This is a genomic window from Kitasatospora sp. NPDC057512 (assembly GCF_042802135.1).
Lineage (GTDB): Bacteria > Actinomycetota > Actinomycetes > Streptomycetales > Streptomycetaceae > Kitasatospora.
In genome coordinates this window covers 1-17864 of sequence record NZ_JBHVET010000082.1, presented here as the reverse complement: position 1 = coordinate 17864, position 17864 = coordinate 1, and the positions used below count along the sequence as shown (strand labels likewise).

At 72.2% G+C, this 17864-nt stretch carries 12 protein-coding genes; 10 read left to right on the top strand and 2 right to left on the bottom strand.

Annotated features, from left to right (window positions below; genetic code table 11):
* The first annotated feature begins 6 nt into the window (after nt 1-6).
* The 3 genes from mycP (at nt 7) to ACFU6K_RS08610 (ending at nt 3261) form a co-directional block, all read left to right on the top strand.
* On the top strand, nt 7-1257 hold the full coding sequence (gene mycP, locus ACFU6K_RS08620; RefSeq protein ID WP_380661725.1) for a type VII secretion-associated serine protease mycosin: 1251 nt from the start codon (nt 7-9) through the stop codon (nt 1255-1257).
* Nucleotides 1258-1399: 142 nt separating this feature from the next.
* Nucleotides 1400-1939: a SigE family RNA polymerase sigma factor gene (locus ACFU6K_RS08615; protein ID WP_074006409.1), complete on the top strand. Its 540-nt coding sequence runs from the start codon at nt 1400-1402 to the stop codon at nt 1937-1939.
* A gap of 74 nt (nt 1940-2013) precedes the next feature.
* Nucleotides 2014-3261 (top strand): hypothetical protein, encoded by a 1248-nt coding sequence (locus ACFU6K_RS08610; RefSeq protein WP_380661724.1) that lies wholly within the window; start codon nt 2014-2016, stop codon nt 3259-3261.
* A 67-nt stretch (nt 3262-3328) separates the two neighbouring features.
* Here ACFU6K_RS08610 and ACFU6K_RS08605 read toward each other — a convergent pair whose 3' ends face one another.
* Complete coding sequence (locus ACFU6K_RS08605) at nt 3329-4732, bottom strand: APC family permease (RefSeq protein WP_380661723.1); 1404 nt, start codon at nt 4730-4732, stop codon at nt 3329-3331.
* A 468-nt stretch (nt 4733-5200) separates the two neighbouring features.
* On the bottom strand, nt 5201-9145 hold the full coding sequence (gene eccCa / locus ACFU6K_RS08600) for a type VII secretion protein EccCa (RefSeq protein WP_380661722.1): 3945 nt from the start codon (nt 9143-9145) through the stop codon (nt 5201-5203).
* A 407-nt stretch (nt 9146-9552) separates the two neighbouring features.
* Here eccCa and eccD point away from each other — a divergent pair, with 407 nt between their 5' ends.
* The 7 genes from eccD (at nt 9553) to thyX (ending at nt 17770) form a co-directional block, all read left to right on the top strand.
* Complete coding sequence (gene eccD / locus ACFU6K_RS08595) at nt 9553-11013, top strand: type VII secretion integral membrane protein EccD (protein WP_049651682.1); 1461 nt, start codon at nt 9553-9555, stop codon at nt 11011-11013.
* A 249-nt stretch (nt 11014-11262) separates the two neighbouring features.
* A complete protein-coding gene (gene rpsO, locus ACFU6K_RS08590; RefSeq protein ID WP_031072625.1) occupies nt 11263-11553 on the top strand; it encodes a 30S ribosomal protein S15 in 291 nt (96 codons plus the stop codon).
* Nucleotides 11554-12008: 455 nt separating this feature from the next.
* Complete coding sequence (locus ACFU6K_RS08585; protein ID WP_380661721.1) at nt 12009-14216, top strand: polyribonucleotide nucleotidyltransferase; 2208 nt, start codon at nt 12009-12011, stop codon at nt 14214-14216.
* A 120-nt stretch (nt 14217-14336) separates the two neighbouring features.
* Nucleotides 14337-15689, top strand: a complete 1353-nt coding sequence (locus tag ACFU6K_RS08580) for a M16 family metallopeptidase (RefSeq protein WP_380661720.1) — start codon at nt 14337-14339, stop codon at nt 15687-15689.
* Between the two features lie 47 nt (nt 15690-15736).
* The gene (dapB, locus tag ACFU6K_RS08575) at nt 15737-16483 is read left to right on the top strand and encodes a 4-hydroxy-tetrahydrodipicolinate reductase (RefSeq protein WP_380661719.1); all 747 of its coding nucleotides are present in this window, start codon (nt 15737-15739) and stop codon (nt 16481-16483) included.
* 100 nt (nt 16484-16583) lie between these two features.
* A complete protein-coding gene (locus ACFU6K_RS08570) occupies nt 16584-17042 on the top strand; it encodes a hypothetical protein (RefSeq protein ID WP_380661718.1) in 459 nt (152 codons plus the stop codon).
* Nucleotides 17039-17770: an FAD-dependent thymidylate synthase gene (gene thyX, locus ACFU6K_RS08565; RefSeq protein WP_049651677.1), complete on the top strand. Its 732-nt coding sequence runs from the start codon at nt 17039-17041 to the stop codon at nt 17768-17770. Before ACFU6K_RS08570 ends, thyX begins: the two co-directional genes overlap by 4 nt.
* Nucleotides 17771-17864: the final 94 nt, after the last annotated feature.

Genomic DNA, 17864 nt, shown 5'->3' with positions numbered 1-17864 from the left:
GACGACATGAGGGGTGGCAGGGTGTCCCGACACGGGTACCGGAAGGCGGCCGCGGCGCTCGCCGCGCTCGCGGTGCTGGGCGGCCCGCTCGCCGTCCCGGCGTACGCCGAGGGCGGGCCCGGGCTGGCCGCGGCCGGCGACTGCCCCAAGCCCGCGCCCGACGTGCCGACCGTGCCGTGGTCGCTGCAACGCCTGCTGCTGGACGAGCTGTGGCAGGGCGGGAAGACCACCGGCGCGGGCGTGACGGTCGCGGTCATCGACACCGGGGTGGACGTCAACAACCCGCAGCTGAGCGGCAAGGTCGACGAGGGCCCCAACCTGCTGGTCAACCGGGAGACCAAGGAGGCGATCCAGGGCAAGTCCATCGAGGACCCGGTCGGCCACGGCACCAAGGTGGCCGGGATCATCGCGGCCGGTGCCAGGAAGACCACCGGCTTCGTCGGGCTGGCCCCGGACGCCAGGATCTTCTCGATCCGGCAGAACGACAGCGACGGCAACGGCGACGTCTCCACCCTGGTCACGGCGATCAGGAAGGCGGCCGACCAGCCCGGCGTCAAGGTCATCAACATCTCCCAGGACGTGCGCGGCGCGGGCGACGCCCGCTTCGGCGGGTACCAGGAGCTGAAGGCCGCCATCGACTACGCCGAGGCGAAGGACGTCGTGGTGGTCGCCTCCACCGGGAACGACGGCAAGGAGGGCGACACCTACCCGGGCGCCTTCCCGACCGTGCTGGCCGTCGGCGCCTCCGACCGCAACAACGAGCGCGCGCCGTTCTCCCAGTACGGCGGCTTCGTGAAGGTCGCCGCGCCCGGTGTCGACATGCTGTCCACCGTGCCCGGGAGCGGCCAGTGCGTGGACAACGGCACCAGCTTCGCCGCCCCGTACGTCTCCGGGCTCGCCGCGCTGCTGTGGAGCGCCCACCCGAAGTGGAAGGCGGCCCAGGTGCGGGCCTGGATCGAGCAGACCGCGCAGCGCACCCAGCGCGAGCCGGACAACTTCATCGGCTGGGGCGTGGTGGACCCGGTCAGGGCCGTCACCAAGGCTCCCGAGGACGCGCCCTTCGCGCCCACCCCGGACGCCCCGGTACAGCTCGCCGCCGCGCCGATCGTGCCGCGCCCGGTGGGCCTCGGCGAGACCCAGGCCGACCGGGACGGCCGTACCGCGACGTACGTGCTCGGCGTCGGCGCGCTGCTGGTCGCCCTGCTGGTCGGCGGCGGCACGGTGCTGCGCGACCACCGGCGCAAGTCCGCCGACTGACGCCCGACCGCCGCCCGACCCCGCCTGCTCGGCGCCCGTCCGGGTCTGCGCACCGAAGAACCGCCGGAACCCCTGTAACACCGCGGCCCGCCCGCCGCATCGATGAAGTGTCAGGGAGGGCGGACCGCGGGGGGCAGGGCGCATGGGGTGGATCGGGGCGGGCCGGGAGGCCAAGGACGCGGAGTTCCTGGAACTCGTCTCCGGCCGGACCGGCCACCTGTACCGCTCGGCCTGCCTGCTCACCAGCGGCGACACCCACTACGCCGAGGACCTCGTGCAGGAGGCCCTCAGTCGGATGTACGTGCTGTGGCGGCGCAGCGCCTTCACCGGTCGCGGCCGGATCGACAACCCGGCGGCCTACACCCACACCGTGATGGTGCGCACCTTCCTGGCCCAGCAGCGCCGCCGTTCCAGCGGCGAGCGCCCCAGCGACGCCCTGCCGGAGCCGGAGGGGCAGGACGCCGACCGAACCCTGCGGCTGACCCTCCTCGACGCGCTCGGCCGGATGCCGCCCAAGGACCGCGCGGTCCTGGTGCTGCGCTACTGGGAGGACCGCAGCGTCGAGGAGACCGCCGAGGCCATGCGGGTCTCCTCCGGGGCCGTCCGCACCCGCACCACCCGGGCCCTGGCCCGGCTGCGCACCCTGCTCGGCGACTCGCTGGCCGAGCTCGCCGCCCGCTGAGGCCGGCCGCCGCCGGACCGTCCGACCGCCCGGCACTTCTCACCACCCGCGACGCAAGGAGACGGTGAACACCCATGTCCGAACCGGACAAGTTCGAGGACGATCTTCTCTACGCCCTCACCCGTACGGGCGAGGGGTTCCGCACCGGGCAGGCCGACCTGGTCGCGGGCGGCTACCGGCGCGGCCGAAGCCGCTGGCGCCGCCGCTCGGCCGCCGCCGTGATGGGCGGGGCGGCCGCGTTGGCCCTGGTGGGCACCGGCGCGGTGTATCTGGGCTCCCCGGGCGGGAAGGACGCGGGCACCGTGAGCGCGGCCTCCGCCCCGGCGGCCACCGCCGGCGGCGACGGTGCCACCGCCTCGGCCACCCCGACCTCGGTGAAGTCCTCCGCCCCGGTCGTGATCACCGGGGACGAGGTGGTCGCCACCCTCCAGGCCCTCCTGCCCAAGGGGCAGGTGTCCGACGCGAAGGGGCACGGCAGCGACGAGAACAAGGGGACGTACGCGGACGCCAACCTGGTCTTCGACGACGGCCAGGGCCCGTCGCTGATGGGCCTCAGCATCCAGAAGCACCGCCCCAAGGACGTCCAGCCGCAGACCTGCCCGACGAACCTCAAGACCGCCTCGCTGGACTCCTGCGCCGTCACCGTCCTGCCGGACGGGTCCAAGCTCATGCTCAGCCAGGGCTACGAGTACCCGGACCACCGGGCCACCACCAAGGAGTGGCGCGCCTCGGTGGCCCGTCCGGACGGCGGGCTGATCGGCTTCAGCGAGTGGAACTCGCCCCAGGAGAAGGACGCGCCGGACAGCCGGCCCAACCCGCCGCTCACCCTGGACCAGCTGAAGGCCGTCGTCACGGACGCGTCCTGGGACCGGGTCGTCGCGGCCCTCAGGTTCGACGGCGTCGACACCGAGGCGATCGACCCGGGCCTGTCGCTGCAGGACCGCGAGTCCGTCCTGACCGGGCTGCTGCCCTCCGGGGTGACCGTGACCGACCGCAGGAGCCGGGAGCTGCGGGCGGACTTCGAGCTGGCCGGGGGCGGGCGGACCGGGACCCTGACGCTGACGGTCGAGAACTGGGCGAAGGCCCCCGACGACCGGCCGGGACCGGAGGCGTACCAGGGCGCGGAGACCCTGCCGGACGGGACGAGGTTCCTGGTGCGCGGCGCGGCGGCCAGTGCCCCGAAGGGGGTGCAGGTCGTGGACGCGATGCGGCCGGACGGCGTGGAGGTCCTGGTCACGCTGGCGTCGAAGGGCGATCCGCTGCTGACCGCGGCAGAGCTGCGGGCGATCGCCACCAGCCCGCAGTGGAAGCCGAAGAGGTAGCGGAAGGCGGCGGTGCCCCGGGCCTGGGGGAGGCCCGGGGCACCGCCGTGTGGGGGAGGGGTGGGGGTCAGTCCTGCTGGTCCTCGGGGAGGCTGATCACCCAGCGGGTGTCCTGCCGGGGGCGCAGGTAGAACAGCCAGTAGAGGGTGGCGGCGGCGGTGATGCCGCCGGTCCACAGCAGGGGCTCGGTGTCCAGCTTGGTCATCACGTAGACCAGGACGGCGATCAGCACGATCGGGACGGCCGGCCACAGCGGCATCCGCCAGGCGGCGGCGTGCTTGTGGTGGGCGCGGCGGGAGAGCAGCGCGGCGATCGCGACCAGCAGGTACATCCCGGTGACGGCGACGCCGGTGATGTTGCTCAGCAGCTCGCCCTTGACGAAGCAGAGCGCGGCGCCGGGCAGGCCGACCGCCAGGGTGGCGATCCACGGCGAGCCGAACCGGCCGAGGGTGCCGAAGGCCTTGTTGACCGGCTCCGGCCAGGCCTTGTCGCGGGCGGAGGCGAACAGCACCCGGGAGTTCTGGATGACCATGACGATGCCGGCGTTGATGATGGCCAGCGCGACGCAGAGGCTGATGAAGGTGCCGACCGCGGAGTTGCTCCAGGCGGTGACCATGCCGGAGATGTCGCCGGAGGCCAGGGTCTGCAGGTCGGGGGCGCCCACGGTGATCGCGACGACCGGGACCAGGATGATCGCGGAGGAGATGCCGAGCGTCCACAGCACGGTGCGCGAGACGTTGCGGCGCGGGTTCTCCAGCTCCTCGGACAGGTAGACGGCGGTGGAGAAGCCCTGGGTGATGAACAGGGCGATGCCGAGCGCGCCGACGATGGCGCCCACGCTCACCGTGGTGGTGGCGCCGCCGTCCCCGGTGACCACGCCGTGCAGCAGGCTGGGGGCGTCGCTGTTGGTGTGGGCGAAGCCGAGCACCGAGACCACGCCGGCCGCGATGACCTCCAGGACCAGGAAGACGCCGGTGATCCAGGCGTTGGCGCGCAGGTCGAGCAGGCCGGCCAGGGTGGCGGCCAGCATCACGGCGGCGCCGGTCATGGCCTTGTCGAGGTGCAGGACGGGCGCGAGGTAGTCGGCGGTGCCGAGGGCGATGACCGAGGGGACGATCATCACCACGATCAGCGAGAGCACGAAGACCAGCCAGCCCATCAGCCGCCCGGCCAGGGTGCCGACCATCGCGTACTCGCCGCCGGCGCTGGGGATCAGGGTGCCGAGCTCGGAGTAGCAGAACGCGACCGCGACGCAGAGCACGGTGCCGATCGCGATGGCCAGCGCGGTGGCGCTGCCGATGCTGGAGAACAGCTCCGGCACGATCACGAACAGCGTCGAGGCGGGGGTGACGCAGGACAGCGTGAGCAGGGTGCCGCCCACGACGCCGATCGAGCGCTTGAGCTGTTGGGGCGCTGCCGCCTCGGCCGCCGGGGCGGCTACGGTCTGTGGCGGGCGAAGCGTGTCGGTCATGTGGCTTCCGATCGGCTCTGTGCGGTGCTGGGGTGGGAGCGGTATCGCCTCCGCTGGCTGGTTGCTCGGTGTCCGGTTCCAGGCGCTCCCTGGCCGCCATGGAACCTTGGGCGTATTGATCGCGTCAACGCCGGAACTGCTTCGGAATCCGTTGCGGTGAACGGCATAGACATACGATCCGATGATCACGTTCGGTCATTGCCAGCTTTGTCCGACTTGTTACCTTGGCCACATGGCAATTGAATCGAAGGTGAACAAAGGGGGCGGACCGCGATTCCAAGGTCGTACTCCGGGTGGGCGGTGATACGCCCAGGCGCCCCCGAGACGCCCGGCAACTCCCCGGTGGGGTACGGGAACCGCAGCCCCCGCCCGGAAAGATCTAGGTAACGTTTCGGAACCTGGGACGCCGAAGGGGCCGGACTCCACGAGTCCGACCCCTTCGGTCACCGTCCGTGACGGTCGGCGCGGCTACGCCACCGGCAGCCAGCCCGTCTGGACCATCTGCCCGCTGGTCACCCGGCGTGACACGAAGACGGCGCGGCCCGGCGGCAGCGCCTGCGGCTTGACCGTCCCCAGCAGCGCGCCCTCGTCCCGGTTGCCGGAGAGGATCACGCCCTGGCCGCCGAGCTCGCGCATCCGCTGCAGCACCGGCTCGTACAGCGAGCGGCCGGCGCCGCCCGCGCTGCGGGCCACGATCACCCGCAGGCCGATGTCGCGGGCGAACGGCAGGAACTCGGCCAGCGGGGCCAGCGGGTTGCCCGAGCTCGTCGCGACCAGCTCGTAGTCGTCGACGATCACGAACATGTCCTTGCCGCTGTACCAGCTGCGGTTGCGCAGCTGCTCGGCGGTCACGTCCGGGCCCGGCAGGCGGCGCGAGCAGGCGCCGCGCAGCATGTCCACGATGGCCGCCATGGCCGGCTGCGCGGCCGCGTACTCCACCAGGTACTCCGGCGGTACGGTGCCGAGCAGCGCGCGCCGGTAGTCGCCGACCACGATGCCCGCCTGGTCCGGGGTGTACCGCTCGGTGATCTGCTTGATCAGCATCCGCAGCACCGCCGACTTCCCGGACTCGGTGTCGCCGAAGACGATGAACAGCGGGTCGGTCTCGAAGTTGACGAAGACCGGTGCCAGCTCCGCCTCGTCCACGCCGAAGGCGACGCCGCGCTCCGGGTGCTCGAAGCCCTTCGGCAGCGAGTGGCCGTCCAGGACGGCCGGCAGCATCCGCACCTGCGGGGCGCGCGGGCCGGTCCAGGCCCCGTCGACGGCGGCGACCAGCCCGGCCACGCCGTTCTGGAGGTCGTCCACCGAGGAGGAGCCGTCCAGCCGGGGCAGGCCGGACAGGAAGTGCAGCCGCTCCGGGGTGATGCCGCGCCCGGCCAGCGACGGGACGTTCTGCGCCACCCGGCGGTCGACCTCGGACTCCATCGCGTCACCGAGCTTCAGCTCGGTCCGGTTCTGCAGCAGGTCCTTCAGGGCCGGGCGCACCTCGGCGTACCGGGCCGCGGTGACGACCAGGTGCACGCCGTAGCCGAGGCCGCGCTGGGCGATGTCGCCGATCACCGGCTCCAGGCCCTCGAACTCCTGCTTGAAGGTGTTCCAGCCGTCGATCACCAGGAAGACGTCGCCGAAGGCCTCGTCCGGCAGCTGTCCGGCCGCCCGGCGGGCCCGGTAGGTGGCGATGGTGTCGATCCCGGCGGCCCGGAACAGCTCCTCGCGCCGGTTGAGCACCCCGTGCACCTCGGAGACCATCCGGCGCACCTTGTCCACGTCCAGGCGCCCGGCCACCCCGCCGACGTGCGGCAGCCCGCCCAGCGACTGGAAGCTGCCCGCACCGAAGTCGAGCAGGTAGAACTGCACCTCCAGCGGGGTGTGGGTGAGGCCGAACGAGGCCACCATGGTGCGCACCACGGTGGACTTGCCGGAGCGCGGGCCGCCCACGATCAGACCGTGGCCGGCCGCCCCCGCGTAGTCGACCTCCAGGATGTCCGTCTTCTGCTCGCGCGGCCGGTCCACGATGCCGATCGGCGCCCGCAGCCGGCCCACCGGGTAGCCGGGCGCGGTCAGCCCGCGCTCCGGCACCACCTGCAGCGGCGGCAGCAGGTGGTCCATGCTCGGCGCCTCCTCCAGCGGCGGCAGCCACACCTGGTGCGCGGCCGGGCCCTGGCCGGCCATCCGCTGGACGAAGACGTCCAGCACGGTGTCCACCAGCGCGTCGTCCTGCTCCGGGGCCTGCGGCACGACCTCCACCTCCACCGGGTCCGGGAGGTCCACGAAGGCGGCGGTGAACTCCACCGGGCGGGTGTCGACCCGCCGCCCGCCGGTCGACCGCTGCTGCCCCGGCGCCCGGTACGGCCCCGAGACGTAGGCGGCCTTGAACCGGTCCATCACGTCCTCGCCGAACTTCAGGTAGCCGACACCCGGCACCGGCGGCAGGTGGTAGGCGTCCGGCACGCCGATCGCCGCCCGGGACTCCGCGGCCGAGAAGGTGCGCAGACCGATCCGGTACGACAGGTAGGTGTCCAGGCCGCGCAGCTTGCCCTCCTCCAGGCGCTGCGAGGCCAGCAGCAGGTGCACGCCCAGCGAGCGGCCGATCCGGCCGATCTGGATGAACATCTCGATGAAGTCGGGCTTGGCGCTGAGGAGTTCGGAGAACTCGTCGATGATCAGCACCAGCGAGGGCAGCGGGTCCAGCGCCGCGCCGGCCGCCCGGGCCCGCTCGTACTCGTGGATGTTGGCGTAGTTGCCCGCCGAGCGCAGCAGCTCCTGGCGGCGGTGCAGCTCGCCCTCGATCGCGTCGCGCATGCGGTCGACCAGGGTGAGCTCGCCCTCCAGGTTGGTGATCACCGCGGAGGTGTGCGGCATGTCCGCCATGCCGGAGAAGGTCGCACCGCCCTTGAAGTCGGCGAGGACGAAGTTCAGGATCTCCGAGGAGTGGGTCATCGCCAGCGCCAGCACCAGCGTGCGCAGCAGCTCCGACTTGCCGGAACCGGTCGCGCCCACGCACAGGCCGTGCGGGCCCATGCCCTCCAGCGCGGCCTCCTTGATGTCCAGGTAGACGTGCTCGCCGTTGGCGCCGACGCCGATCGGCACCCGCATCCGCTCGTGCTGGGCGCGCGGGCGCCAGCTGCGGGCCACGTCGAAGGAGCCCGGGTCGCCCGAGCTCATCATGTCGGTGAAGTCGAGGTTGGACAGCAGCGGCTCGTCGTCCCCGCCGGCCGAGATCCGGTACGGCGCCAACTGCCGGGCCAGCGCCTCGGACTGCCACACCGAGAGCAGGTCCGGCTTGCCGGTGTACGTCGCGCCGGAGGCCGAGCGCAGCACCAGCTCCTCGGCGTTGACCGTCACCATCAGGTGCCCGCTGGGCTCGTCGACCTCGCCCGGCACCACCTCGATGACCGTCACGCCCTGCACGCCCTCCGGGCTCGCCAGCAGCGAGTCGTGCGGCACCCCGGCGCCGTCCATGACGACCACCAGGTGCGGCTGGTCGGCCGGCGGGGCCACCTCCCGCACGAAGCGCTGGCGGCCGGCCAGCTCGTCCTGGAGCAGGTACTCCAGGTCGCCCAGGTCGGCGGCGAACAGCCGGCGCGAGCCCGCGCCGTCGGCCTCCTTGCGGTGCTGGTTGTGCGGGAGCCACTTGGTCCACTCCCACTCCTCGGCCGCACCGGGCGCGGCCGCGACCGCCACCATCAGGTCGTCCGGCGAGTGCAGGGTGGTCAGTTGGGCGATCATCGCGCGCACGTTCCCGTACACCGAGTCCGGGTCCCCGCACACCGTGATGTGGTAGAACGCCCGCAGCGAGACCGCCAGCGGCAGGTCCTGGAGGGTGCCGTGCGCCTTCAGGAAGGAGTGCATCGCGGCCGCCGACAGCGGCTCCAGCTCGTCCATCGGCGCGGTCTGCGGCGCCACCAGCGGCGTGGACAGCTGCACCGGCCCGAGGCCCACCCGGATCTGCGCGAAGTCGCCGTCCCCGGTGCGCCGTTCCCACAGCCGGCGGCCGTCCTCGACGATCGACCAGAGCTGGTCCGGGGCCGGGTTCAGGAACAGCAGCGCGCCGCGCTGGCGCTCCGCCGTGCGGCGCACCTGGCGGCGGGTCTGCTGGAGGTACTTCAGGTAGTCGCGCCGCTCGTCCGCCATCGCGGTCGAGCCGCCCTTGCGGGCCCGGACGATCTGCGCCAGCACCATGCCGACCGTCGAGGCGATCATCAGACCGCCCATGATCTTCATCGGCGCGGCGGCCCCCGGCGAGAAGAAGAACACCGCCGATCCGCCCATGCCCAGCATCGGCAGGATGCTCATCAGCCAGTCCTCGCCGCCCTGCCGGGGCAGTTCGGGCGGGCTCACCAGTTCCACCGGCTCGTCCGGCACGGTGGGCGGATACGCCCTGGCCGGTCGCTTGACCGTGATCACACCCATGTGCCATCCACCCCGCGGCGTCGATCGATCACTTCGGCATCAGCCCTCACGCGACTTGCGCACGGTCCGTACGGGAATCCGGTGACTGGGGACGCCCCACCCAGCGCAGCCCCCGTACCTCCGCGCAGGCGCCGATCCTAACGGTCGCCCCCGCACCGCCCGCCAGGGCCCGGTACGCACCGGCACCGGACACGAACCGAACGGGTAGGGTAACGCCGCGCCAACTCGCGGCCCGGTCGGGCCGGTTCCACAGCAACACCGAGCGCCGCCGCGCCTCGGCACCGTCAACAAGGGGGAGCGCCACGTGCGTCGAAGGATCGAGGTGCGGGCATGAGTGAGCGAAGCGAGCTCATCGTCGAACACCGCGCAGTGGGCGGGGCGCCCGCCGGGCGAAGCGGGGTGGGAGCGTGAGCACCGCAGCCGCCACCGGCTACTGCCGGGTGACCGTCGTCGCCCCGGACCGCCGGATCGACGTCGCCCTGCCCGAGGACGTCCCGCTCGCGGACGTCTACCCCGAGGTGCTGCGGCTGGCCAACCAGAGCCAGCCCGACGGCACCCCCACCGGCTTCCACCTGGTCCGCCGGGACGGCACGGTGCTCGACAGCGGGCTGCCGCTGGCCGCCCAGCAGGTCCGCGACGGCGACCTGCTGGCGCTGCGCCCCTTCGCCGAGTCGCTCCCGCCGGCCGTCTACGACGACGTCGCCGACGCGATCGCCAGCGCCGTCGAGGCCGACCGCCGGTTCTGGACCGCCGAGCTGATGCGCGGCTTCGGCCTGATCGGCGCCGGGGTGCTGCTCACCCTGCTCGGCTTCGCGCTCTGGTTCTCCGACCTGCGCCACGACATGCACGGCCTGCCCGGCGTCCTGGCCGGCGTCACCGCCGTCGTGCTCACCGCGCTCGCCGGGGTCCGCGCCCGGGTCTACCAGGACGCCCACGCGGCCGTCGCGCTCGGCCTCGGCGCGCTGCCGCACGCCATGATCGGCGGCAGCGGCGTGATCGCCGTCGCCCACCTCGGGGACGGCCCCGGCCGGCTCCAGTTCCTGGTCGGCTGCGTCGCGGCCCTGGTGGTCTCCGTACTGCTGGCCGGCCTGCTGCCGGAGAAGGACGCGGTGTTCGTCGCCGCCGCCCTGGTCTCCACCGCCGGCGCGCTCGCCACCTTCGCGGCCGTCCTGCTGCCGGAGACCCCGGCCGGGCACATCGCCGCCGTCACCGGCGTCGCCGCCGTCGCCGTGGTCGGCTTCCTGCCCAGCCTCTCCGCCCGGTTCGCCCGGCTGCCGGTCGGCTTCAGCGCCCCCGGCCAGACCCGCACCCGCAGCCGCGACTACGACGAGGAGGCCGAGCGCGCCGAGGCCGTCCAGTACGAGCGGATCGCGCACCAGGCCCGCCGCGGGCACGAGGTGCTGGTCGGCCTGGTCGGCGGCTGCGCCGCGGTCGTGGTCGGCGCCTGCGCCGTCCTCGGCTTCACCGACGAGACCTTCCCCGAGGTGCTCGCGCTCGCCCTGGGCCTGACCACCATGCTGCGCGCCCGGCTGTTCCGCTACACCGCGCAGGTGCTCAGCCTCACCGTGGCCGGCCTGCTCGGCCTGAGCCTGCTGATCGTCGGGCTCTCCCTGCACACCCCGCAGTTCTTCCTGCGGGCGGCCGGCTCCACCACCGAGCTCGACCTGCGCACGATCTGGCTGACCGCCTCGATCGCCTTCGGCGCCGCGCTGCTCACCGCGATCGCCCTGGTGGTGCCGCGGCTCGGGGTCTCCCCGTTCTGGGGGCGCATCCTGGACCTGGTGGACAGCCTCACCCTGATCTCGCTCGTCCCGCTGGCGCTCGCCGTCCTGGACGTCTACCGGCTGGTCCGCGGCGCCACCAGCTGACCGCCGGCCCCCGGAGCCGCCCCCGGAGGCCCCCGGAACCGTCCCCGGAGGCCCCCGGAACCGTCCCCGGAGCCGCCCGCCCGACCGCCGAACGGCCGGGTGGGCGGCACTGGTACGCTTGGCCTTCGAGCGCAGCCGTGTGTCCGCCCCCCGTGGGTCGCCGACCGCCGGCCGCACTCGCGACACCGAGTTCTCGATGAGTCCTGTGTTGTCGACCAGGACCGCTCGGTAGACCCTGAAGGAGTTGCAGTGGCTCTCGCCTCTGACGTCAAGAAGCAGATCTTCGCCGAGTTCGGCCAGAAGGAGGGCGACACCGGTTCCCCCGAGGTCCAGGTGGCCATGCTCTCCCGTCGCATCTCGGACCTGACCGAGCACCTCAAGACCCACAAGCACGACCACCACTCGCGTCGTGGCCTGCTGATCCTGGTCGGCCAGCGCCGCCGCCTGCTGCAGTACCTGGCCAAGAAGGACATCGAGCGCTTCCGTACGCTCGTCGACCGCCTGGGCATCCGCCGCGGTGCCGCCGGTGGCGCCCGCTAAGACCGCCGCTCGGGGGCGGCTCCCCACACCGGGGGGCCGCCCCTCGCGCGTATGCCGCGGCCGTTGAGCCGCGGCGCCCGCAGATAACAACTCGCGCGCACCTCCCCAGGTGGCCGAGGATTGCACCGTAGGGTTGTGGGCATGCCGGGTGATGGCGCACCAGCGCGCCACCCGGGCAGAAGGACCCAACCCCCCCGCGGGACGAAGGCTTCAAACGGAAGCCGCCCGCATCCGAGAGAGCGTCCAGACGCGGACCGCCCTTCCGGGCCCGGCAGCCGTGAGGCGCCGGTCCTCGGTAGTGGCCGTCGGAACCCCCGCAGACCGAGCGGGGCACTCCGGAGGCTTCGATCGAAGACCGGCCCGACTGCCGCCCTCCCCGAGGAGGGCCCGGGGCCCACCGCAGGCAGTACGCGGGGACGCTCTCCCGGAGACGTACGAAAGAGGAGATCTTCCAGGTGGAAGAGAACGTGTTCTACGCCGAGGCCGTGATCGACAACGGTTCCTTCGGCACCCGTACCATCCGCTTCGAGACCGGCCGTCTGGCCCGTCAGGCCGCCGGCTCCGCCGTGGCCTACCTGGACGACGACACCATGGTGCTGTCGGCCACCAGCGCGTCCAAGCAGCCGAAGGAGCACTTCGACTTCTTCCCGCTGACCGTGGACGTCGAGGAGCGGATGTACGCCGCGGGCCGCATCCCCGGCTCGTTCTTCCGTCGCGAGGGCCGGCCCTCCGAGGACGCGATCCTCACCTGCCGCCTGATCGACCGCCCGCTGCGCCCGTCCTTCGTCAAGGGCCTGCGCAACGAGGTCCAGGTCGTCGTCACCGTGATGGCGCTCAACCCCGACCACCTGTACGACGTGGTCGCGATCAACGCCGCCTCCGCCTCCACCCAGCTGGCGGGCCTGCCGTTCTCCGGCCCGATCGGCGGCGTGCGCGTCGCGCTGATCAACGGCCAGTGGGTCGCCTTCCCGACCCACAGCGAGCTGGAGTCGGCCGTCTTCGACATGGTCGTCGCCGGTCGCGTCCTGCCGGACGGCGACGTCGCGATCATGATGGTCGAGGCCGAGGCCACCGACAAGACCATCAAGCTGGTCGAGGGCGGCGCCGAGGCGCCGACCGAGGAGATCGTCGCCTCGGGCCTGGAGGCCGCGAAGCCGTTCATCAAGGTCCTGTGCGCCGCGCAGGCGCAGCTGGCCGCCCAGGCCGCCAAGCCGACCGGCGAGTTCCCGGTCTTCCTGGACTACCAGGACGACGTCCTCGCCGCGCTGTCCGCCGCCGTCAAGGACGAGCTCGCCCAGGCGCTGACCATCGCCGGCAAGCAGGAGCGCAACAACGAGCTGGACCGCGTCAAGGCGCTGGCCGCCGAGAAGCTGCTGCCCGAGTTCGAGGGCCGCGAGAAGGAGATCAGCGCCGCCTACAACGCGCTGACCAAGAAGGTCGTCCGCGAGCGCGTCATCAAGGACAAGGTCCGCATCGACGGCCGCGGCGTCACCGACATCCGCACCCTGGCCGCCGAGGTCGAGGCCATCCCGCGGGTGCACGGCTCGGCCCTGTTCGAGCGCGGCGAGACCCAGATCCTGGGCGTCACCACGCTGAACATGCTGCGCATGGAGCAGCAGCTGGACACGCTCTCCCCGGAGACGCGCCGCCGCTACATGCACAACTACAACTTCCCGCCGTACTCCGTCGGTGAGACCGGCCGCGTGGGCTCGCCCAAGCGCCGCGAGATCGGCCACGGCGCGCTGGCCGAGCGCGCCCTGCTGCCGGTGCTGCCGACCCGCGAGGAGTTCCCGTACGCCATCCGCCAGGTGTCCGAGGCGCTCAGCTCCAACGGCTCCACCTCGATGGGCTCGGTCTGCGCCTCGACCATGTCGCTGCTGAACGCCGGTGTGCCGCTGAAGGCCGCCGTCGCCGGTATCGCGATGGGCCTGATCTCCCAGGAGATCGACGGCGAGACCCACTACGTCACGCTGACCGACATCCTCGGCGCCGAGGACGCGTACGGCGACATGGACTTCAAGGTCGCCGGTACCCGCAACTTCATCACCGCCCTCCAGCTGGACACCAAGCTGAACGGCATCCCGGCGTCGGTGCTCGCCGCCGCGCTGAAGCAGGCCAAGGACGCCCGCCTGCACATCCTCGACGTGATGAACGAGGCCATCGACTCGCCCGACGAGATGTCCCCGAACGCGCCGCGCATCATCACCATCAAGATCCCGGTGGACAAGATCGGTGAGGTCATCGGCCCCAAGGGCAAGATGATCAACCAGATCCAGGAGGACACCGGCGCCGAGATCACGATCGAGGACGACGGCACCATCTACATCGGTGCCGCCGACGGCCCGGCCGCCGAGGCCGCCCGCACCACGATCAACCAGATCGCCAACCCGACCATGCCGGAGGTCGGCGAGCGCTACCTGGGCACCGTGGTCAAGACCACGACGTTCGGCGCGTTCGTGTCGCTGATGCCGGGCAAGGACGGCCTGCTGCACATCTCGCAGATCCGCAAGCTGGCCGGCGGCAAGCGCGTCGAGAACGTCGAGGACGTCCTCGGCGTCGGCGCCAAGGTCCAGGTCGAGATCGCCGAGATCGACCCGCGCGGCAAGCTCTCCCTGATCCCGGTCATCGAGGGCGAGGAGGGCGGCGAGGCCGCTTCCGAGTGAAGCGCCGCTAGCTGACCCCCGCGGCCCGTACGCCTCCCGGCGTGCGGGCCGCACCCCGTTGTCCACGCGTTCGTCCGTACGTGCCCATCCGCACGTGCGTTTCCTCTGGAGGTACCCCCCGTGGCGCAGGCCCCGGCGGTAACGCAGCGTCCCGGCACCACCCGGACCCTGCTCAAGGGCGTCGACGGCGCCGGCACGGTGCGCCGCACCGTGCTCCCCGGCGGCCTTCGGGTCGTCACCGAGACCCTGCCGACGGTGCGCTCCGCGACCTTCGGCATCTGGGTCGGCGTCGGTTCGCGGGACGAGACCCCGCAGCTCAACGGCGCCACCCACTACCTGGAGCACCTGCTCTTCAAGGGCACCGAGCGGCGCAGCGCGCTGGACATCTCGGCGGCCCTGGACGCGGTCGGCGGCGAGATGAACGCCTTCACCGCGAAGGAGAACACCTGCTACTACGCCCGGGTCCTGGACACCGACCTGCCGCTGGCCATCGACGTGGTCTGCGACATGCTCACCGGCTCGCTGATCCGCACCGAGGACGTGGAGGCCGAGCGCGGCGTCATCCTCGAGGAGATGGCGATGGCCGAGGACGACCCGGGCGACGTGGTGCACGACCTGTTCGCCAAGGTGATCTTCGGCAGCGGCCCGCTCGGCCGCCCGATCCTCGGCACCCAGGAGACCATCAGGACGCTCACCCGGGACCAGATCGCCGGCTTCTACCGCCGCCGCTACCGGCCTGAGCAGCTGGTCGTCGCCGCGGCCGGCAACCTCGACCACCGCAAGGTGGTCAAGCAGGTCGAGCAGGCCTTCGCGCCGCTGCTGGCGGCCTCCACCGCGGCGCCGGCCGAGGCCCGCCGCGGCGTCAAGGCGCTGCGCACGGCCGGCCGGGTCGAGGTGCTCAACCGCTCCACCGAGCAGGCCCACCTGGTGCTGGGCGTGCCCGGGGTGCCCCGGCACGACGAGCGCCGCTGGGCGATGGGCGTGCTCAACGCGGCCCTCGGCGGCGGGATGAGCTCCCGGCTGTTCCAGGAGGTCCGCGAGAAGCGGGGCCTGGCGTACTCGGTGTACTCGTACTCCTCGTCCTACGCGGACAGCGGCCTGTTCGGCATCTACGCCGGCTGCCAGCCCAAGCGGGTCGAGGAGGTGCTGCGGATCTGCCGCGCCGAGCTGGCCAAGGTGGTCGAGGAGGGCATCACCGAGGAGGAGCTGGGCCGGGCGATCGGCCAGATCTCCGGCTCCACCGTGCTCGGCATGGAGGACACCGGCTCGCTGATGAACCGGATCGGCAAGGCCGAGCTCAGCTACGGGCACCACCTGTCGGTGGACGAGATGCTGGAGCGGATCGCAGCGGTGACCCTGGAGGACGTCCACGCGGTGGCCCGTGATGTGCTGGGCGCGTACCGGCCGTCGCTCGCCCTGATCGGCCCGGTCAACGACAAGCGGGCCGCCAAGCTCGCCGATCTGCTGGTCTGATCCGCTTTTCCGGATCCGCTGAATCCCAGGTGAGAGGAGTTTTTGCCATGACGCTGCGTGTCGCCGTGATCGGCGCCAAGGGACGGATCGGCTCCGAGGCGGTCAAGGCCGTGGAGGCCGCCCCGGACCTGGAGCTGGTCGCCACCCTCGGCCGCGGGTCGAAGTCGGAGGAGCTGACCGAGGCCGGCGCCCAGGTGGTCGTCGAGCTGACCCACCCCGACTCGGTGATGGGCAACCTGGACTTCTGCCTGCACCACGGCATCCACGTGGTCACCGGCACCACCGGCTGGACGGACGAGCGGCTCGCCACCGTCCGCGGCTGGCTGGACGAGGCCCCGGAGCTCGGCCTGCTGATCGCGCCGAACTTCTCCATCGGCGCCATCCTCGGCATGAAGTTCTCCCAGATCGCCGCCCGGTACTTCGAGTCGGTCGAGGTGGTCGAGCTGCACCACGACCGCAAGGCCGACGCCCCCAGCGGCACCGCCACCCGCACCGCCCAGCTGATCGCCGCCGCCCGGGCCGAGGCCGGCCGGCCGCCGCAGCAGGACCCGACCACCCACAGCCTGCCCGGCGCGCGCGGCGCCGACGTGGACGGGGTGCCGGTGCACGCGGTGCGGCTGCGCGGCCTGCTCGCGCACCAGCAGGTGATGTTCGGCGACACCGGCGAGACGCTCACCATCCGGCACGACTCGCTGCACCACAGCAGCTTCATGCCGGGCATCCTGCTGGGCGTGCGCAAGGTCGTCGGGACGCCGGGGCTGACCTTCGGCCTCGAACACTTCCTGGACCTGTGACAGTGTCGAACCAGACCGTGCCGTACCTGACCACGCCGTGCCGGACCATGCCGAATCGGCCCGTGCCGAACCAGACCGTGCCGATTCCCGGAGGGGCCCGATGACCTCCCGCACCGGTTTCTTCGTCCTGTCCGGCGTGCTGCTGCTGGTCGCCCTGGTCTGCGTGGGCGAGGGCGTCCAGCTGATCGCCACCGGCAAGCCGCTCGGCATCGGCATCGGGGTCTGCGCCTTCGTGATCCCGGTGATCGGCGTCTGGTTCCTGCGCCAGACCGTCCGCTTCGGCCGGGACAGCGAGCGGCTGGCCCACGAGCTGGAGGCCGAGGGCGGCCTGCCGGTGGACGAGCTGAAGCGCAGCAAGGGCGGGCGGATCGACCGGGCCTCGGCCGACGCGGTGTTCGCCCGCCGCCAGGCCGAGGCACAGGACGCGCCGGGCGACTGGCGGGTCTGGTTCCGCCTCGCCGTGGCCTACGCCGACGCCGGCGACACCCCGCGCGCCCGCAAGACCATGCAGCACGCCATCAAGCTGCACAGCACCGAACCCGCAAGGAGTAACGCGTGAGCGACGAACCGACGGCCCCCAGCTTCCGCAGCGACGTGACGGTGGAGCTGGTCCGCAGCGCCGCCGCCGACTCGGACGTCATCTGGGCGGCCCGGGTCTCGACCGCGGGCGAGCAGTCCCTGGAGGCCCTCCAGCAGGACCCGGAGAAGTCCAAGGGCCTGATCAACTTCCTGATGCGCGACCGGCACGGCACGCCCTTCGAGCACAACTCGATGACCTTCTTCATCAGCGCGCCGATCTTCGTGTTCCGGGAGTTCCACCGGCACCGCAGCGGCTGGTCGTACAACGAGGAGTCCGGCCGCTACCGCGAGCTCCAGCCGGTCTTCTACGTCCCGGGCGAGGAGCGCAAGCTGGTCCAGGAGGGCCGCCCCGGCAAGTACGAGTTCCACGAGGGCACGCCGGAGCAGCACCGGACCACGACGGCGGCGATGGAGGCCGCGTACGTCGAGTCCTACGCCCGCTACCAGGAGATGCTGGCCGCCGGGGTGGCCCGCGAGGTGGCCCGCGCGGTGCTGCCGGTGGGCCTGTTCTCCTCGATGTACGCGACCTGCAACTCGCGTTCGCTGATGCACTTCCTGTCGCTGCGCACCCGGCGGGAGAACTCGGCGGTGCCGTCCTTCCCGCAGCGCGAGATCGAGATGGTCGCCGAGCAGATGGAGGAGCAGTGGGCCCGGCTCATGCCGCTCACCCATGCGGCCTTCGAGAAGCACGGTCGGGTCGCCCCCTGACCTGGGACGACAGGCATACGGGCAGAGTGCCTGGCATGTCTGGATTGCGGCTTTTCTAGCCGCTCCCTACATTCGTGAACACGGATTCCGGTGT